At 71.1% G+C, this 17,122-nt stretch carries 9 protein-coding genes; 2 read left to right on the top strand and 7 right to left on the bottom strand.

Translation table 11 applies throughout. From position 1 onward, the window contains the following. Nucleotides 1-38 precede the first annotated feature (38 nt). Nucleotides 39-518, bottom strand: coding sequence for a toll/interleukin-1 receptor domain-containing protein (locus MXD59_RS07270; protein WP_248823997.1), 480 nt, complete (start codon nt 516-518; stop codon nt 39-41). A 259-nt stretch (nt 519-777) separates the two neighbouring features. On the opposite strand from MXD59_RS07270, the gene MXD59_RS07265 reads away from it, so the two are divergent. After that, complete coding sequence (locus MXD59_RS07265; RefSeq protein ID WP_248823996.1) at nt 778-1,419, top strand: NAD(P)-dependent oxidoreductase; 642 nt, start codon at nt 778-780, stop codon at nt 1,417-1,419. A 104-nt stretch (nt 1,420-1,523) separates the two neighbouring features. Here the strand turns inward: MXD59_RS07265 and MXD59_RS07260 are convergent, their stop codons facing one another. Beyond that, complete coding sequence (locus MXD59_RS07260) at nt 1,524-2,993, bottom strand: pyridoxal phosphate-dependent decarboxylase family protein (RefSeq protein ID WP_248823995.1); 1,470 nt, start codon at nt 2,991-2,993, stop codon at nt 1,524-1,526. Between the two features lie 1,193 nt (nt 2,994-4,186). On the opposite strand from MXD59_RS07260, the gene MXD59_RS07255 reads away from it, so the two are divergent. After that, nucleotides 4,187-7,258, top strand: coding sequence for an nSTAND1 domain-containing NTPase (locus tag MXD59_RS07255; RefSeq protein ID WP_248823994.1), 3,072 nt, complete (start codon nt 4,187-4,189; stop codon nt 7,256-7,258). On the opposite strand, the gene MXD59_RS07250 is transcribed toward MXD59_RS07255, so the two are convergent. The 5 genes from MXD59_RS07250 to MXD59_RS07230 form a co-directional block, all read right to left on the bottom strand. Then, nucleotides 7,216-7,935, bottom strand: a complete 720-nt coding sequence (locus tag MXD59_RS07250; RefSeq protein WP_372511958.1) for a GNAT family N-acetyltransferase — start codon at nt 7,933-7,935, stop codon at nt 7,216-7,218. The genes MXD59_RS07255 and MXD59_RS07250 overlap by 43 nt on opposite strands. A 339-nt stretch (nt 7,936-8,274) precedes the next feature. Further along, nucleotides 8,275-9,273 (bottom strand): iron-siderophore ABC transporter substrate-binding protein, encoded by a 999-nt coding sequence (locus MXD59_RS07245; RefSeq protein ID WP_248823993.1) that lies wholly within the window; start codon nt 9,271-9,273, stop codon nt 8,275-8,277. Between the two features lie 89 nt (nt 9,274-9,362). Further along, on the bottom strand, nt 9,363-11,024 hold the full coding sequence (locus tag MXD59_RS07240; protein ID WP_248823992.1) for an amino acid adenylation domain-containing protein: 1,662 nt from the start codon (nt 11,022-11,024) through the stop codon (nt 9,363-9,365). Between the two features lie 648 nt (nt 11,025-11,672). Further along, nucleotides 11,673-13,268, bottom strand: coding sequence for a cupin domain-containing protein (locus tag MXD59_RS07235; RefSeq protein WP_248823991.1), 1,596 nt, complete (start codon nt 13,266-13,268; stop codon nt 11,673-11,675). Continuing rightward, nucleotides 13,265-17,008 carry a non-ribosomal peptide synthetase gene (locus MXD59_RS07230; protein WP_248823990.1) on the bottom strand — a complete coding sequence of 1,248 codons (3,744 nt, stop codon included), beginning with the start codon at nt 17,006-17,008 and terminating at the stop codon, nt 13,265-13,267. The genes MXD59_RS07235 and MXD59_RS07230 overlap by 4 nt, the downstream gene beginning before the upstream one ends. Between the last annotated feature and the right edge of the window lie 114 nt (nt 17,009-17,122).

Genomic DNA, 17,122 nt, shown 5'->3' with positions numbered 1-17,122 from the left:
GGCCTGATCCATTTCTAGCGGCGGGCATGGTGCTCCGGTCAGCACCGTCCAAGATCACTCGTTGGGCTCGTCGTGCGCCGCTTCGAGATTCCCGCGGATCGTTCGCACAGTGGGATGCTTCGGGCTGTACACCGCTTCACCCGGAACACCAGCAGCCGCTGGTCCGCACCCAGCGGATCCGACACCCATGCGGCCTGCCATTCGGCTTTCCCGTAGACCGAACGGGCGTGGTGCTCGGACAGCACCGCGATGGTCCGCCGGGTGCGGGAAACACCCTCGTCCATCTTCGCGACCCAGTTCGTTCCCGTCTGGAAGTCCCAGTCCTGCACCAGAAGGTGGAATCCGGCCTCTTCCAGCACCCAGGCCACCCAGACCACCCAGACCGCCCACGGCTGGTCCATCGCCGTGTAGGAGACGAAGAAGTCCCACTCGTAGCCGTCATCCACGGCGCCCCCGACCGTCACGCGGACGGTCTCCACCATCACCGGACGACGCAGCCCACCGGCGGACGAATCCACCGGGAAGAGCCCGGCCGCCCACCCGCGCCGGGCGAACGGCGGCGCCGGCGGCATACCAAAAGGCGACGTCAACTTGCCGGGCGATGCGGAGCGTGAGCATAGTTTTCGCGGAAGGTAATGGAAGTTACTGACCACGGCGGTCGGCTCAATGGCGCGCCGACCGCCTTCCAGCATCACCAGAACGCCAGCATCACCAGCACGTCGAACGGATCGCGAGACTATCCATCAGTTGCACGGCCGGTGAGTCGGAGGCAATGGCATGGCGAGGATTGTGGTTTTTGGCGCCGCGGGGCAGATCGGGCGTCGCATCACCGACGAGGCGATCAGGCGTGGGCATGAGGTCACCGCGGTCGAGGTGGACGCCTCCCGGGTGAAGAAGCTCGCCCGTAAGGCGAACGCCGTCGAGGGAGACGTGACGTCCCGGGACACCGTGCAGCGGCTGGCCCAGGAGGCGGACGCCGTCGTCGTCGCCGTCGGTGGGGTGGACCGGCCGGTGCACGCGAACGCGGCCCGCACCCTCGTCGATGTGCTGCCACGGCTGGGTGAGCAGGCGCCGCTGGTCGTCCACGTGTCGAGTGCGGGGACGCTGGAGGACGAGAACGGGCAGCGTCTCGTCGACACCTCCGATTTCCCCGCCGCCGAGCGCAAGGACGCGCTCGACCAGGTCGACGCCCTCGACACCTACCGCGGCGCCCGGGGCGTCCGGTGGGCCGCGATCGCCCCGCCGCCGCAGAACTTCGGCAGCGGCCAGCGCCGAGGCGCCTACCGCACCGGTGTCGACCATCCGGTCATCGACGCCCAGGGTCAGATCGGCATCTCCACCGAGGACTTCGCCGTAGCGGTGATCGACGAGATCGAACACCCGCGTAACCGCAACCGCCGCTTCACCGTGGGCAACTAACCACCCCATCCATCGCCGCTGGTGGTCACCCCTGCCCACCAGTGGCCAGCTCGGGCGGCGCCGGGATGAACCCCATCCCCGCGCCGCCCGCAGCGCGTGGCGGGTCAGAGCATCGTGGACAGGATGGCGCCGATGTCGTCAGGGGTGGTGCGGGGGTTGACGATGGCGAAGCGGGCGACGGCTTCGCCGGCCACGCGGGTGGGCGGGACGAAGGCGAAGCCGGCGCGGAGCAGGCCGCTGCTCCACTGCTGGTAGTCGGTGTCCGTCCAACCCCGGCGGCGGAAGACCACGACGGACAGTTCCGGTTCCCGAACGAGTTCGAGTTCGGGGCGCGCGGTGATCTGCGCTGCGGCCGCCCGCGTGGTGGCCAGGGTCACTTCGATCGCGTCGGCGTACGCCTGGGTGCCATGGGTGGCCAGGGAGAACCAGAACGGCAGGCCGCGGGCCCGTCGCGACAGGCCTATCGCGTAGTCGGACGGGTTCCAGTTGGTGTGGGAGTCGAGTACCTCGAGGTAGGCGGCGCGTTGCGGACCATGCGCGGCGAGCCCCTGCGCCGGGTCGCGGTAGAGCAGGGCGCAGGCGTCGAACGGGGCGAACAGCCACTTGTGCGGGTCGACGATGAACGAGTCGACGTCGGCGATGCCGTCGAAGCGCACCCGAGCGGACGGCGCGGCCAGCGCCGCCAGCCCGTACGCGCCGTCGGCGTGCACCCAGAGCCGATGCTCCCGGGCGACGTCGACGATGCCCCGGATGTCATCGACAACCCCGAACTGCGTCGTCCCCGCCGTCGCGACGACCGCGAACACCCCCAGCGCCGCCGCATCACGACCAGCCTCGCCGCCGCCACCGCCACCATCGTCGCCATAGCCATGGTCGTGGCCGTCCGGCCGTAGCCCCCGCGCGGCGGAGGCGTCCTCGCGGGCGAAGCCGGCCAGGGCCGCGGCGAGCAGGGGGCCGGTGAGGCGACCGTCCGCACCGGTGGGGATGGGGACGATCTCGGCGTCGAGCACGGCGGCGGCCTGGTAGAGCGACGAATGCGCCTCGTCGCCGCAGATGAACCGCCATCGCGACGGTAGCGGCCGGCCCTCGGCGAGCAGCCGCGCGCGGGCCGCCCCACGCGCCGCGACCAGCGCCGACAGGTTCCCCACCGTGCCACCGGGCACGAACACCCCGCCGGCCGCCACGGGCAGGCCGGCGAGATCCGCGAGCCAGCGCAGCGCCTCGTTCTCGGCGTGCACCGCGCCGGCGCCTTCCATCCAGCTTCCGCCGTAGATGGACGAGGCGCCGACGAGCAGGTCGAACATGACCGACGATCTGGTCGGGGCGGCCGGAATGAAGGCGAGGTTGCGCGGATGGTCCGCCGAGATGCAGGCCCGGGCCAGCACCTCGTCGAACAGTTCCAGCGCACGCCGGCCACCGAGACCGCCCGGGGTGATCGTCCGCCCGACCCGCGCGGCGAGTTCCACGGGGGTGGCGGGTCCGTCCAGGGGCACCTGGTCGAATCCGAGCCGCAGCCGGGTCGCGTCGAAGACCGCCCGCATCAGATCGGCCGTGTCGGCATCAAATCTGTGCACGGACGGACCGCCCTGCCCTCACCACGTCGACGGACGTCCCGCACTACGCGGGGACGAGACCCGCGCCGGGCGCGGAAACCGAAAGAATCCCGCGGGTAGCGGGACGGGACTACGCAGCCTGCTTGCCGCGCTGACGCCGGAAGAGGAACCCGCCACCCACGAGCGTAACCAGCAGAACAATCGCACCGACACGCTTCACAACGAACCTCCACGATGAGGACTCAGGGTCAGCCACAACGGCGTTACCGCAGGACGGCAATACCGCCACGACAACGGTGATGACGGCCGCATCCCGCCGAAGCGGACAACTGCCACCAAGGACGGCGCCCCGCCGTGCTGACTTCGCATCACGGGCGGCGGTGTCGCGTCCGGTCGTCGTTGGAATCCGAGCATGCCACGAACCCCGCCCGGCTGCGCGGCTGGACCGCCGAATGACGGTCGCGTCGGCGACACCCGAGCCGGACACGTCTCCCGCACACGGGCAATTCGCAGGTGAGCGTGTCGTCCGGCGGACGTTCACGGTCGCATCGCGATCGCGCCATGGGTCGGTGACGTCTGTCCGGTGTGCTTCCCACCGGGGGTCCCCGCCACCCACCCCCAGGGCAACAGCACCCCGCCCCGCTCGCTCGCATCCCGCCCTCCTCCCTGCCCGCCCACCTGCTGCGAAGCACAGGCATGCCCCCCGCCTGCCGCGAAGCACAGGGCGCCCGTCGGTCCGGACGAGGCGCGGTCGCGATGCCGAGGGCTGTCAGGCTCGACGCCGAGGGCTGCCAGGCACATGCCGAGGGCTGTGCGGCCACATGCCGAGGGCTGTTGGGAAAACGGGGCCATCAGTAACCGAACAAGCCTCGGCATCAGGGGATTTCTGGCGGACGTCGGCAAGTGGCCGGAAATCGACCGGGACATCCGTCCAATGTTCACTTTCCTGTCACCAGGGAGGCCACGGGGAACCGTTGGACGTTCATCCACCAGTAACTCCCGGGGGTACGTGCGGTGAACGCGACCGAGGCGAGACGGCACGGACCCGCGCGGGAGCGGAAGACCCGTACAGGGTCGTACGGAAAAGGACGTCCCGTACACATATTCTCGAGAGGCGGGGCAGGGGCCCGACAGCAGGCACCGAGCCGAGCAGCCGGCACCCAGGCACCACGCGCGATGGATCATCTGTGCACAGCGATTCTTGGAGATGTGGAGTGGCGCGAATCTTCGTCAGCCACGCTGGCTCCGACGGGGAGTTGGCCGACGAGATCCACCAGAGGTTGTCCGAACGTCAGCATCAGGTTTTTCTCGCCCGCAACATCCGGGAGGGTATCCCGCCGGGTGATCTCTGGAAGGAACGGCTGCATCAGGAGCTACGGGCGGCCGATGCGGTTGTCTGTGTGCTCACCGATGCCTATAACGCGTCGCCCTGGTGCGCGTACGAAATCGGAATAGCACACGAGGTGGGCAGCCTGCTGGTGCCGCTGCGGGCACAGCCGGAGGCGTCCTCGCCGTTGTTGGCCGACCGGCAGTACGCGGTGGCCGTCGACAATCCGCAGTGGGCCGCCGATCTGGATGTGGCGCTGCGGCGGATCGACGCGGCGGGCGGGCGGGGGGTGTGGGAGCGATCGCCGTTTCCGGGGCTGCGACCGTTCACCCGGGACATGGCGCGGGTCTTCTACGGCCGCGACGACGAGCTGCGCCGGCTCGCGCACCGGCTGCGGGCGCTCAGCGACCGTCGGCTGCTGCTGGTCGTCGGCGGGTCGGGGTGCGGGAAGTCGTCCCTGGTCAGCGCGGGGCTGACGGCACGGTTCAGCGAGGAGCCGGGGTGGATGGTGGCCGAGCCGTTCGTGCCGGGGCGTGATCCGACCCGCAAGCTGGCGTTGGCGCTGGCGAACGCCGCCGGTTCGGTGGGAGTGCCGTGGACGGCCACCGAGGTCGACCAGCGGCTGCGGGAGGAGCCGGGAGCACTCGCGTCGATCACCGAGGAGCTGTTGGCGGCGGGCTCGGGTCCGTCCCGCGACCGGTTGCTGATCGTGGTGGATCAGGGCGAGGAGTTGTTCACCCGGACGCCGCCGCAGGCCCGCTCGTGGTTCGCGACGTTGCTCTCGGAGGGGCTCGGGGGGCCCGTTCGGGTGGTGGTCGCGGTGCGGTCGGAGTTTCAGGACCAGTGGTTCGCCGTGCCGGAACTGCGAGAGGCGAACCTGCACGCGTTCCCGCTACGTCCACTGTCGCGCGAGATGCTCAGCGTGGTGATCACGGAGCCCGCGCGGGTGGCGGGGCTGCGGGTGGCTCCGGAGCTGGTCAGCCGGATGGTGGAGGACACCGAGGCCGGCGAGGCGCTGCCGCTGCTCGCGTTCACCCTGGAGGAGCTGGCCCGCGGGCTGTCCCGGGGAGATCTGCTCTCGGCGGCGCGGTATGACCAGCTGGGCGGGGTACGCGGAGCGCTGGCCAGCCGGGCCGACGCGGTGCTGGAGGAGGCGGTGGCGGCGGCCCACCTGCCACGGCAGGTGATTCTGGCCAGCATGGCCGAACTCGCCACGATCGACGAGGCCGGACGGCGCACCCGGCGCCGCGTCGACTTCGGGGAACTGTCCTCGGACGCGCTGCGGACGGCGTTCGGGGTGTTCGTCGACCAGCGGTTGCTGTCGACCCCGGCGGAAAGCCTCGGCACCACCGCGGTGGGCGTGGTCCATGAGGCGCTGCTGACAGCCTGGCAGCCGTTGGACTCGGCGATCCGGGAACGGGAGGCGGCACTGTTCACCGAGGGCCAGGTGGAACGGGCCGCCGCCGCCTGGGCTCGCGGCGGACCGTTGTGGGGTGCTGACCGGCTCACCGCGGCCACCACGGTGCTGTGGGGCGCGCACGGCCAGTTCGGCAAGGGCGCCGAACCCGTCGTCAACCTGAACCGGGCCGGCCGCCAGTTCCTCGCCGCCTGTAACCAGCGGGCCGAGAGCGAGGCCCGCCGTGTCCGGTTGCGTCGGCGGCGGGTGGTCAGCCTGCTGTCGATCGCGTTGGTGGTGGCGTTGACGGCCGCCGCGCTCGCCGCCGTGCAGACCGCCTACGCCCGTAACGCCCAGCGTGGCGCCGACCGGGCCCGCATCGCGACCCTGGCGCGGTCGCTGCTCACCGCCGCGGACGACGTCCGCGCCACCGACCGGGTCAAGGCGCTGCGCCTGGCCCTGGCCGCCGCGGCTGTCCATCCCGACCTGGCCAGCCAGGAGAACCTGCTGCAGAGCCTCGCCGCCGACCCGACCGGCGTCATCACCGTCGGCGCCCCGGTGACGGCGCTGGCGTTCGTCCGTACCGATCGGGGCGAGATCCTGCTCGCCGCCGGTGCCGCGGACGCCTCGGTGCGCCTGTGGCTGCTGCGGGCCGACGAGCCCGCCGCGGTGGGCAGCCCCCTGATCGGACTACACGGCCCCGTCACCGCCCTGCGGTTCACCACCGACGGACGAAGCCTGACCGCGGACGACTCCCTGCGCACCACCCTCGCCTGGGATCTGACCGACCTCGCCGCACCCCGGCTGACCACCGACGAGCACCCCGGCCCCACCAGCCCCGCCTCGTCGGGCGCCACCACCTCGGGCGCCACCACCTCGGGCGCCACTGCGGATGGGCTCCCATCGAGAGCCGCCGCCGCACGGGATGAGACGTTCGGTCCGCTGCTCGTGCCGTCCCGCGATCTGAGCATCCAGGTGGACGCCCGACCCGAACGTGTCGCGGCGCCCCTGCGCCAGGTGACGTCGGCCGACCCTGCCCCGGTGGACGACCAGCAGAGTGCCGAGGGCGATGCGGGACCCGGTCCGGTGACGGGGGCGCTCACCGTGCGGATGTGCTGCGGCGACGGAAAACCGGCCCTGGCCAAAGCCGACACCGATACCGGTGCGGTGCGGGCGGTGGCGTTCTCGCCCGATCGCCGGATTCTGGCCAGCGCCGATGCGGGCCGCGGAGTACGGCTGTGGGCGACCGGCCCGGATTCACTCGGCCGGCCGCGGGGCGACACCGGTGATCCGACCACCTGGCCGAGACTGAAACCCATCGGGCAGCCGCTGGCCGGGCACACCCTTTCCCCGCTGTCGCTCGCCTTCTCACCGGACGGAACTGTGCTGGCCTCCGGTGCCAATGACGGGACGATTCGGCTCTGGGATCTCGCCGCGGTCCACGAATTCGTCGCGAAGAAGATCGTGACCTACGCCTGCCAGCGCGCGGGCAGGGGGCTGGACGCGTCGTCGTGGCAGTACTACCTGCCGGGCGTGCGCTTTCGCGACCTCTGCTCGCCGTGACCGCAGTCAACCGACGGATACCCACCCGAGGAAGGCCCGCTCTGGCGAATACGCAGTAATGCCGCGGCCGGCGTCGTCGCGGCGGCCATGGTGGTCGTGGTGGTCGTGGTGGTCGTGGTGGCGGGTGGCCGGGAGCGCCATTCGGCGCGGGTAATGGCGTACACGTTGCTGGCCCGCCACGGGCCGACGTCGGCGACGCCGCGGAAATTCATGCCGAGACGGTGGGCGATGCTGTTCATGCCGGTGTTGTCGCGATGGGTCGACGTGATCAGCTCGTCGACGGGAAGCCGTTCGAAGCCGAACTCCAGGGACGCGCGAATCGCCTCGGTTCCGAGGCCGCGGCCCCAGTGGTCGCGGCGAATCGACACGGCGACCTCGATGCCGGGCCAGCCCTGCGCGATATAGGAGCCGGCGCGACCGAGGAACTCGCCGCTGCCCCGATCCTCGACCGCCCACATGCCGTGGCCGCGCAACGACCACATGCCGATCAGATGCGTGACGAGCCGCTCGGTGGCGTCCACCCCGAAGGGGCCGTCAAGATAACGCATAGTTTCCGGGTCGGCGTTCATCGCCGCGTACGGAGCGAGATCCTCGGGCCGCCATCCCCGCAGGATCAGCCGCGAGGTGACGACGGTGGGTATGTCGCAGCGGCTCGGCACCCCGTAGGTCAGCGTCATGAAACGATGGTCCGCCTACCGGAGCCGGCAGGGAAGCACCCCGACGCAGATATACCCGGGAGTGCCGCCGGTTTCTGTCCGAATATTCCAGATCGTGTTACCCCGGACCACCACATGTCTGACGGGAAGCAAGCTCGCGCGGCGCATGGTGGTGGCATGCGCCGCGCGAGCGGCTGTGCCGGACGAGGGCTGGACGGTCACCCGGAGATCGGCCGACCCTCGTCCGGGGCCAGGAAAACCAGTGGTTGCAGAGGTTAAGGACCTGGAAAGTCAAGACCTGCCGGAGTGACGGGACCAAGTACCCGGTGGTGACGGAATGTGGGTTATCGGCCCGGTCGGTCAGCTGGCCGAGGAGACCTTGCTCAGGGTCGGCCTGAGCTGGTCGAGCTGCCACGGGATGTTCAGGATGGTCGGGTTGTTGACGGCGCCGGCGGTGAAGGCGTCGACCTGCAGAACCCGGCCGGCCTTGACCGCGGGAATGTCGGTGAACAGCTTGTTGGCGTTCATCTCGGTTTTCAGCGCGTCGGTGGCGTAGCCGATGAGCATGAAGTCGGCGTCGAGGGCGTCGAGTTTCTCCATGCTGAGCGACCGGTCCTTCACGTTCGCTGTCACACCCGGGGCGAGCCTGAGCCCAAGATCCGAGTAGAGCTGCACGGAGACGGTCTCCGGGTCGTCGATGACCGCGAGGCCACCCGGCTCGTAGTAGAAGGAATAGCTGAACGTCTTTCCGGCGAGCCCCGGCAGGTCCGCCTTCACCCCTTCGATGATCTTCTGGGTGGCGGCGATGGCCGTCTTGACATCCGCCTCCCGGCCGACGGCCTTGCCGATCAGGGTGCTGTTCTCCTGCCAGGTGGCGATGCCAGCGTCCTCGGTGTAGCCGACCGTGGGTGCGATCCTGGAAAGCCGATCGTAGTAGTCGGCCAGGTTGTAGAGGTTCGTCGCGAGAATCAGATCGGGGTGCAGGGCCGCGATCTGCTCGAGGTTGAGGTCGCCACTGGCCTCGAGGGCGGTGCTCTTCGAGAGGTCCATCTTGCCTTTGAGCCACGGATAGTCGCTGGCCGCGCCGTAGCCGTCCTTCGCGTAGGCGATCGGCGTGATGCCCAGGGTGGCGAGGGTGTCCTCTTCAAGGCTCAGGGCGATGACGCGTTTCGGCGCGGCCTTGATGGTCGTGGTGCCGAACTTGTTCGTCAAGGTGACCGGGAAGGCGCCCTGTGACGTGCCCGCCGAGGCCGTCCCGTCGCCGTCGCCGTCGCTGCCGCTACTGCCGCAGCCGGCCGCCACGACCAGAGCCGTGATCGCCAGCCACAGTGCGGCGAGGACCTTCAGTTTCTTTCGCACTACCGTCTCGTTTCCTTGTGGAGCGAGCGCGCGGGCCGCGGTCGCCGATCTACGTGGGTGGTGCATGTCGGATCGCCGTCGGATCGCCGTCAGCTCGGCATCAGGGCGCGGCGGTCGACCTTCCCCCCGGGGGTGAGCGGCAACGTGTCGAGCACCGTGACGGCGCTCGGCACCATGTACTGGGGTAGCAGCCGCGCACAGTGGGCCAGGACGTCATCCGGTGACACCGTCGCGTCCGGGATGCTGGTGTCGGGCACGACGAAGGCGAGCAGGCGGGGGGCGGCGCCGTCGCGGGAAAGCACGACCGCGGCGCGACGCACCTGGGGATGGGCGGCCAGGGCCGCCTCCACCTCCTCCAGCTCCAGGCGCATACCGCGGATCTTCACCTGGTTGTCGGCGCGCCCGACGAACTCGAGCCAGCCGGCGCTGTTCCACCGGGCGAGATCCCCGGTTCGATACATCCGGGTGCTGTCGTCGGTGAACGGGTTCGCGACGAACCGGGCCGCGGTCAGCCCGCCGTTGTGCGCGTATCCTCGGCCGAGCAGGAATCCGGCGACGTAGAGCTCGCCGACCTCCCCGTCCGGCACGGCCGCGAGACCGTCGTCCAGGACGTGCAGCTGGGTGTGCGGGTTGGGCCGTCCGATGGACGCGGCGAGCCGGGCAGCGGAATCGCGGTAGATGACGTGCGAAACACCGATCGTCGTCTCGGCCGGACCATAACCATGGTAGAGCGCGGTACCGAGCTGCTCCCGGAACCGCGTGAACAACGCCGGTGAGAGCACCTCCCCGCCGCACCAGACGTGGCGCAGCGAGTCGAGATCAGTGGTGTCCTGCGCCGCCTCGAGAAGAATGTCCAACATGGACGAGACCAGGTAGACAAAAGTAATCTGCTCATCGGCGACAAGGTCGAGCAGATAGCCCGGGTCAAGCTCACCGTCCGGCTCGGCGATGACCACTCGCCCACCACTGACCAACGGCAGAAGAATCTCGTTGATCGAGATATCGAAGGACAGCGGCGCCTTGAACAGAGCCGCGTCGTCCGGGCCGAACTCGAAAAGGTCCTCGATCTGCCAGCGCAACCGTTCGGCGATCGCATCGTGGCGGATCATCGCCCCCTTGGGCGCTCCGGTCGACCCGGAGGTGAACATGATGTAGGCGAGCCCGGCACTCGGAATCCGCAGGTCCAGCGGCTCTGCGGCCTCCGCGCCGAACCCCCAGTCCGCCAGGTCCACCACGACACCCGGCACCCCATCCGCATCCGTCGTCCCGGCGGCGCCCTCGGCGCTGCTCGCCGCGTCGGGGGCGGCCGTGACGAGCAGGCGGGCGTGAGCGTCGGCGAGAACCCGACGGCGGCGCTGCTCGGGCCAGGACGGTTCCACCGGGACGAACGCCCCACCAGCGACCATGGCTGCGAGCACCGCGACGACCATCTCGGCCGAGCGGACGAGCCGGATGCCGACGACATCCTCCGGGCCGAGCCCACGGGCCCGCAGCCCGCGGGCGAGCTGGAACACCCGCTCCCCCAGCTCGCCGTACGTGAGCCGAAGCGCGTCCCCCGTACCGGACGGCGCGACCAGCGCCGGGGCCTGCGGGCGACGTCGCACCTGGTCGGTGAACATCGCGGCGACGGTCGTGGTGGAGCGAGGAGCGCTGTAGTCGTTCCAGAAGGCCAAGCTCTCCGGCCCGCCGGCAGCACCCACCTGTGCCCCTGCCCCTGCCGGGGAGCCCTCGACCCGCAGCTGCACAGCCACTCCCCTCTGTTCCACGTCTGACCCGTTCTGCCCGGACGTCGATTCGGACCCGACCACCGCCCTGAGCAGCACGTTTCCAACGCAACGCCCTCAGACTGAGGCGGTCGGAGGGCAGGCTAGCAAGTAAGGTTTACCTATGCAAGGAAACCTTACCTAATCACCACATAGCTCGAATCAGCCACTTTCCGCGATGGACCTGCGGCGATCACCGACGCCAGGTCACCCAAACGATTCATGTCACTTCATCCTGCGACGCTCTTCGTGGCCCACGCGTATCGCGCCGCCCAGCGGCCGACGCCCCCCGCCCGAGGCGACGCGCCAGGAAGATCCGGCCACGCCAAGGGAGATCGCGCTGCGCCAGGGGAGATCGGGCCACGCCGAGGCGGATCAGGCCACGCGGCAGAGGCGGTTCGGCCGCATGCCGAGGGTTATGAGGCCGCATGCCGAGGGTTGTTCAGTGTGTGGGGGGTGAAATTCGCGAACAACCCTCGGCAGTCCATGATCTCAATGCGATTCGTGGGATGCCGAAGACACCGGGCGCCTCACCACCGCGACCCCGCGGCCCGTTTCCGCACAGGCGGTCGGATGGGCCGCGGGGTCGTGATCGGCTCCTGGCGAGGACCGGTGGCGAGGACCGGGCCGGGTGGGTCAGAAGCGGGCGTACATGTCGTCGGGGATGATCGGCTGGTGGTAGGTGCAGGAGCCGGAGAGCACCGTGGAGCCGTGCAGCCGGGACTTGGGGATGAGGATCTTGTCGCCGTCGCTGAGTGAGATCTTGTGGGTGACGTTGTTCCAGAAGTGCATGTCGCCCGACTCGATCATCACCAGACGGTGTTCGTCGTGGACGTGCGTCGTGGACGTCTCGTCGCAGGTCTCGACGAAGGTGTCCAGATCGACCTCGATGCGCTCGTTGGTCAGATAGGCGCTGATCGCCTCGGCCCTGGCCTTGTGCTCGTCGATCGCGTCCGCCCAGGCGAGCTGCTCGGCGAGGTCCCGGTCGTGGCGGCGGGCGAGGTGGGCGGCGTCGGCGAACCCGGTGTGGAAGGCCGTCAGCGCGCCCTCGCCCCAGGCGGCGACCAGCGGGGTGAGCAGGGTGTCCACCAGGTCGTCCAGGACCGCCGGCGTCACCACGGGCACCCCGGACGCGGACGCTGAGCCGGACGCGGGCTCGGCGGGGGTGAACAGGGTGGGACGGGTGCCGAAGGCGTCGGCGACCGCGTCCGTCCAGGAGGCGGCGACGGCGGCGTCGTCGATGCGCTGGTGGACGTACGCGCCGAGCAGTTCGGCGTGCCGCTCGGGGGCGCGGGACAGGTGGTGCAGGTGGTTGCCGCGGGCCAGGGAGGTGTTGAGGTAGAGCTGCCAGTAGGCGCCGACGGTCGTGGTGAGTCCGGCGGAGGTGAGCAGCGCCGCCCAGGCCGAACCGTCGCCCACCCAGCGGCGGTAGTCGTCGAGCAGCAGGGCCCGTGCGGACGGCTGGGCCAGATCGTACTCACCAAGCGCCGCCCGGGCGGTCGCGTTACGTGTCGCCGGTAGGTAGGCCGACAGCTGCAGCAACGCGAACGTCGTCGCCTCCCGCCGGTCCCGGGTGCCGCGCAGCACGACGAACGCGTCCCCGGGATGGTCGCGGCGCTGCTCCCAGTAGCCGTGCAGCTGGGAGCGCACCGCGTCCAGGGTGGTCACCGGCAGGGCGGAGCGCTGCGCTTCGAGGAACGAGAACAGGTGCCGTTCGAGCACCGGACGGGCCAGGGCGCCGCGCAGCCGGTTGTCCGGATGGTAGAAGTCGGCGGCGTCGTGGTCGGCGGCGTCGTTGCGGGCGGCCGGGAGGTAGAGCAGGTCCGCGTCGTAGATGTTGCGCAGCATCCGGTGACCGAGCAGGCCGGACAGCTTCAGCAACTGCTCGCCGCGCAGCGGTGCGGCGTAGTTCAGCCACTTCAGGTCCGCCGGGCGGACGGGCCGCCGGTACGGGTTGCCCTCGGTGGTCAGCTCCTCCCACTCGGCCGCGCGAAACGCCGGGTTCGCCGCGAACGCCCGCACCAGCGCATGCGCGTCGGCACCCTGCTGCGCGGCGATCACCTGACTGGCCAGATCGGCCGAGGCTCCCGCCGAAGCGGACGCCCCCGGAGCCGCGGCCGCCGCCTGGGCCGGGGACTGCGGGGCCTCCGGCGGTGTCGGTGCCGGTGCCGGGTCGGTGGGCGCGGCGGTGGTGGTCGGCTTGGGCAGGGTGGTGGTGTTGTCCGCGGTCATGGCTTCCTCTTCCGGCGGGAGTGGTTTCCGGCGGGGGCGCTGGCTGCGACCGCCGGGGTGGCGCCCAGGCAGCGGGCGAGGTCCTCGACGGTCGTGTACGCGTACAGCTCGGCGAGGCGGACCCGGCGGCCGAGTTCCCGGCCAAGCCGCGTCTGGACCTGTGGGAGCAGCAGCGAGTGGCCGCCGAGGGTGAAGAAGTCGTCCCGGGCACCGATCCGGGTGGTGTCGAGCACGTGCGACCAGACATCGGCGATCTGACGCTGGAGGCCGGGGGCGGGCTCGACGTGCACGGGGTGGACGCTGGACGTCGGTGGCAGGCCGGCGGCGGCGACGAACACGTCCGGCACCATGTGGCGGGGCAGCCGACGTTCGAGCCATTCCCGCAGCTCCGCGGCATCCGGTAGCACCGCGGCGGTCGGGTCTGGCGTCCAGTAGGCCCGCAGTTCGTCACCGCCCGCCTCGCCGCCACCGCCACCGCCGTTGCCACCGCCGCCGTTGCCGTTGGCGTTGGCGCTGCCGTGGGTGAGGACGACGACGGCCTGGCGGACGCCGGGGTGGCGGCCGAGGACGTGCTCGATCTCCTCGAGCTCGACCCGGAAGCCGCGGATCTTCACCTGGGTGTCGGCGCGGCCGAGGAACTCGATCTCGCCGTCGGCGCGGAAACGGGCCAGGTCGCCGGTGGCGTACATCCGGCTGCCGGGTGCGGTGCCGAACGGGTCGGGGACGAAGCGGTCGGCGGTGCGGCGGGGGTCGCCCAGGTAGCCGCGGGCCAGCGGCAGGCCGCTGACGAAAAGTTCACCGACCGTCCCGACCGGTACCGGGTTGTAGTCGGCGTCGAGCACCCGCAGCTGGGTGTTCGGGTTCGGCCGTCCGATGGTGACGTGGGCGGCGGCCGTAGCCGGTTCGAACACCCGGCAGGACACGCCGATCGTCGCCTCGGCCGGCCCGTACCCGTGGAACATCCAGGCGTTCCACCGTTCACGGAAGCGCCGGTAGAGCTCGTCGCCCATCGTCTCGCCGCCGCACCAGACGTAGCGCAACGACCGTCCCGCCTCGGGTGCGCCCGGATGGTCGAGCATCGCCTCCAGCATGGACGTCGCGACATAGCAGAAGGTGACCGAATACTCGCGGATGATCTCCAGCAGTGCGCCCGGGTCGCTCTCCACGCCCGGCGGCGCGACGACGAGCCGGGCTCCGGCGACCAGCGGCAGGAAGATCTCGTTGATCGAGATGTCCAGGCCGAGCGGCGCGCGGTGCAGCACGACGTCGTCCCCGGTCAGCCGGAGCAGGTCGACCTGCCAGCGCAGCCGGTTGCAGATCGCCTGGTGACGGATCATCACCCCCTTCGGCTCCCCGGTCGACCCCGAGGTGAAGGTGACGTACGCCAGGTTCTCCATGTCCACGCCCAGCTCGACGTCCACATCCATATCCAGCCCGTCCAGCCCGTCCAGCCCGTCCGGCACGTCAGGCACGTCAGGCACGTCAGGCACGTCAGGCACGTCAGGCACGTCCGGGAGGGACGTCACCGGGGCGGCGGAGGTGTTCCGCGGAACCGTTTCCGCGGCGCCGGCAGCACCCACCGCTCCTGGACGGCCCAGGTCGGCGGTGCGGTCCAGGTCGGCGGTGCGGTCCAGGTCGCCGGCCAGGTCCAGGTGGAGCACGGTGGGTGCGCCGTCGAGGGCGGGGAGGTCCACGGCGGCGATGACCGCGGTGATCTCGGCGCCGGCGGCGACCGCGGCCAGGCGACGCGCCGGCCAGGTCGGTTCCAGGGGGACGAAGGCACCGCCGGCGCGCAGGACCCCGAGCAGCGCGACGATCAGGCCGGCCGACCGCGGCACGCACACCCCGACGGTGACCTCAGGTCCGACGCCGACGGCGCGCAGTGCGGCGGCCACCGCGTCCGCCCGCTGTTCAAGCTCGAGGTAGGTGAGCATGACGGGCTCGCCCGCGAGACCGGGGTCAGAAGCGGAGTCGGGGGCGGCAGCGGAGTCGGGGGCGGGGTCGGTGGCACGGGCGGGGGCGACCACGGCGACGGCGTCCGGGGTGCGGCGGGTCTGGTCGGCCACGAGGGCGGTGAGAGAGCGGGCGACCAGCGGGTCCGTCCGTCCACTGGGCCATTCGTCGACGACGAGGTGACGTTCGGTGGCGGTCATGGTGTCGAGCTCACCGAGGACCGCGTCGGCGCCGATCTGCTCGCACAGGCGAGCGAGGCGGCCCGCGAACCGTTCGGCGTCGGCGGCGGCGAACACCCCGGTGTCGACAACAGCGGTCAGCGTCACGGTGCCGGACGAACCAGATGAACCGGATGAACCAGACGGGCCGGACGGGCCGGTGAGGCCGTTGTCCTCGGCGAGCAGGGCCAGGGGCAGGCCCGCGCCGCTGGTGCGCAGACGCAGCGGTTCGACGTGCAGACCTCCGAGGGTGACCTCAGGGGGCAGCGGCGGCTGGTAGCCGACCAGCACGTCGACGAGACCCCCGCCGGCCGCGGCTCCGTGCGCGGTAGCGGCACCACCCGCGAGGGCGGCCTCACCGGCGGCGGCGGCCAGGCGCGCGGCCGACGAGCCGACGTAGCCGGCGTTCTCGCCGCGGACCGCGCGGACCACCTCGTCGAACGGTGCGTCCGCGTGGTCGCGGGCCGCCTGGGCGCGGGCGCGGACCACGTCCACCAGATCACCGAAGGTCTGCTGGGCGTCCACCCGGGTGCGGACCACGACCAGGTTGTCGAAGTTGCCGGCGACGTCGGCGAACCCGGAGCGGTCGCGGCCCGGGACGCAGGTGCCGACGGCGATGTCGGTCTGACCGGTGCACCGGTGCGCCAGGACGATGCCGGCGGCGAGCAGCACCTCGGCGAGGTCGGCGCGGTGAGCGGCGGCCAGGGCGCGCAACCGGTCGGTGACCTCGGGGCTGAGGGTGACCCGGTGTTGCACGGTCGGATGCCCACCAGCGACGGTGGTCGCGGCGACCGGTGACCCACCGGCCAGGGCGGGGGCGAGCGGGGGCGGCGGCGGGCTGAGTTCGTCGCGCCACCAGGTGAGCTGGTCGACGACCTTCGTCCGCCGCTCGGCGGTGGCCGCCCAACGGGCGTGGTCGACGTACTGGGCCGGCGGCGGGCCGAGGTCGGCTCGGCGGGCCTGGCAGCGGGCCGCGTAGCAGGCGGCGAGATCGGTGAGCAGGATCTCGAAGCCGGGTTCGTCCCCGGCGATGCGGGCGAGGACCAGCTGCAGCACATGGTCGTCCGGGCCGACCCGGATGAGCTGGGCGCGCAGCGGGATGTCGTCGGTGATCTCGATCGGCGCCTGTCCGAACGCGGCCAGCACCGCCCGCAGGGCACCGTCGTCCGCGGGGTCGATGAGGTCGATCGGATCGACCTGGACGGTGGCGTCCGCGGGGACGTCGGCCGCCGCACCCCACAGCTCCACCGAAAGATCACGGATGGTGACGGTCAGCAGGTCGACGCCGAGCCGGGTGAGGGTGAGGGCGGTCGGCTCACCGGCCGCGTCCGGCGGGTAGACGGTGCGCAGGACCTCGTGCCGGTCGACGACGTCGTGCAGCGCGGCGGTGAGGGCGACGACGTCCAGTGGCCCGGTCAGATGCAGTCCCAGCGTCAGGTGCTGGGTGTGTCCGGCCGGGTCAAGCTGGTGCAGGAACCAGAACCGGCGCTGGGCGGGTGACAGCGGCGCCCGGTCCGGCCGGGACGCGCCATCGGGCCGCGACACATCGTTGGGCGGGTTCGCGACCATCGACAGAGTTTCCTTTCGGTTTCACGTTGAACATGCGGAGATCAGCCGGACGCCCCGCTGGCGGCTGGACGGCCCGCCGCCCGTGGGAGGCGTCGCCAGCGAAGGGCGGCGCCG

The organism is Frankia umida (genome assembly GCF_023242945.1).
GTDB classification, from domain to species: Bacteria; Actinomycetota; Actinomycetes; order Frankiales; family Frankiaceae; genus Frankia; species Frankia umida.
Note: the sequence above shows the minus strand (reverse complement) of the source record. Positions and strands in the feature narration are given on the sequence as shown.

Coding starts and splice junctions, on each gene's coding strand:
- MXD59_RS07250 (WP_372511958.1), bottom strand. CDS start 7,935: ATGACGCTGACCTACGGGGTGCCGAGCCGCTGCGACATACCCACCGTC.
- MXD59_RS07230 (WP_248823990.1), bottom strand. CDS start 17,008: ATGGTCGCGAACCCGCCCAACGATGTGTCGCGGCCCGATGGCGCGTCC.
- MXD59_RS07235 (WP_248823991.1), bottom strand. CDS start 13,268: ATGACCGCGGACAACACCACCACCCTGCCCAAGCCGACCACCACCGCC.
- MXD59_RS07265 (WP_248823996.1), top strand. CDS start 778: ATGGCGAGGATTGTGGTTTTTGGCGCCGCGGGGCAGATCGGGCGTCGC.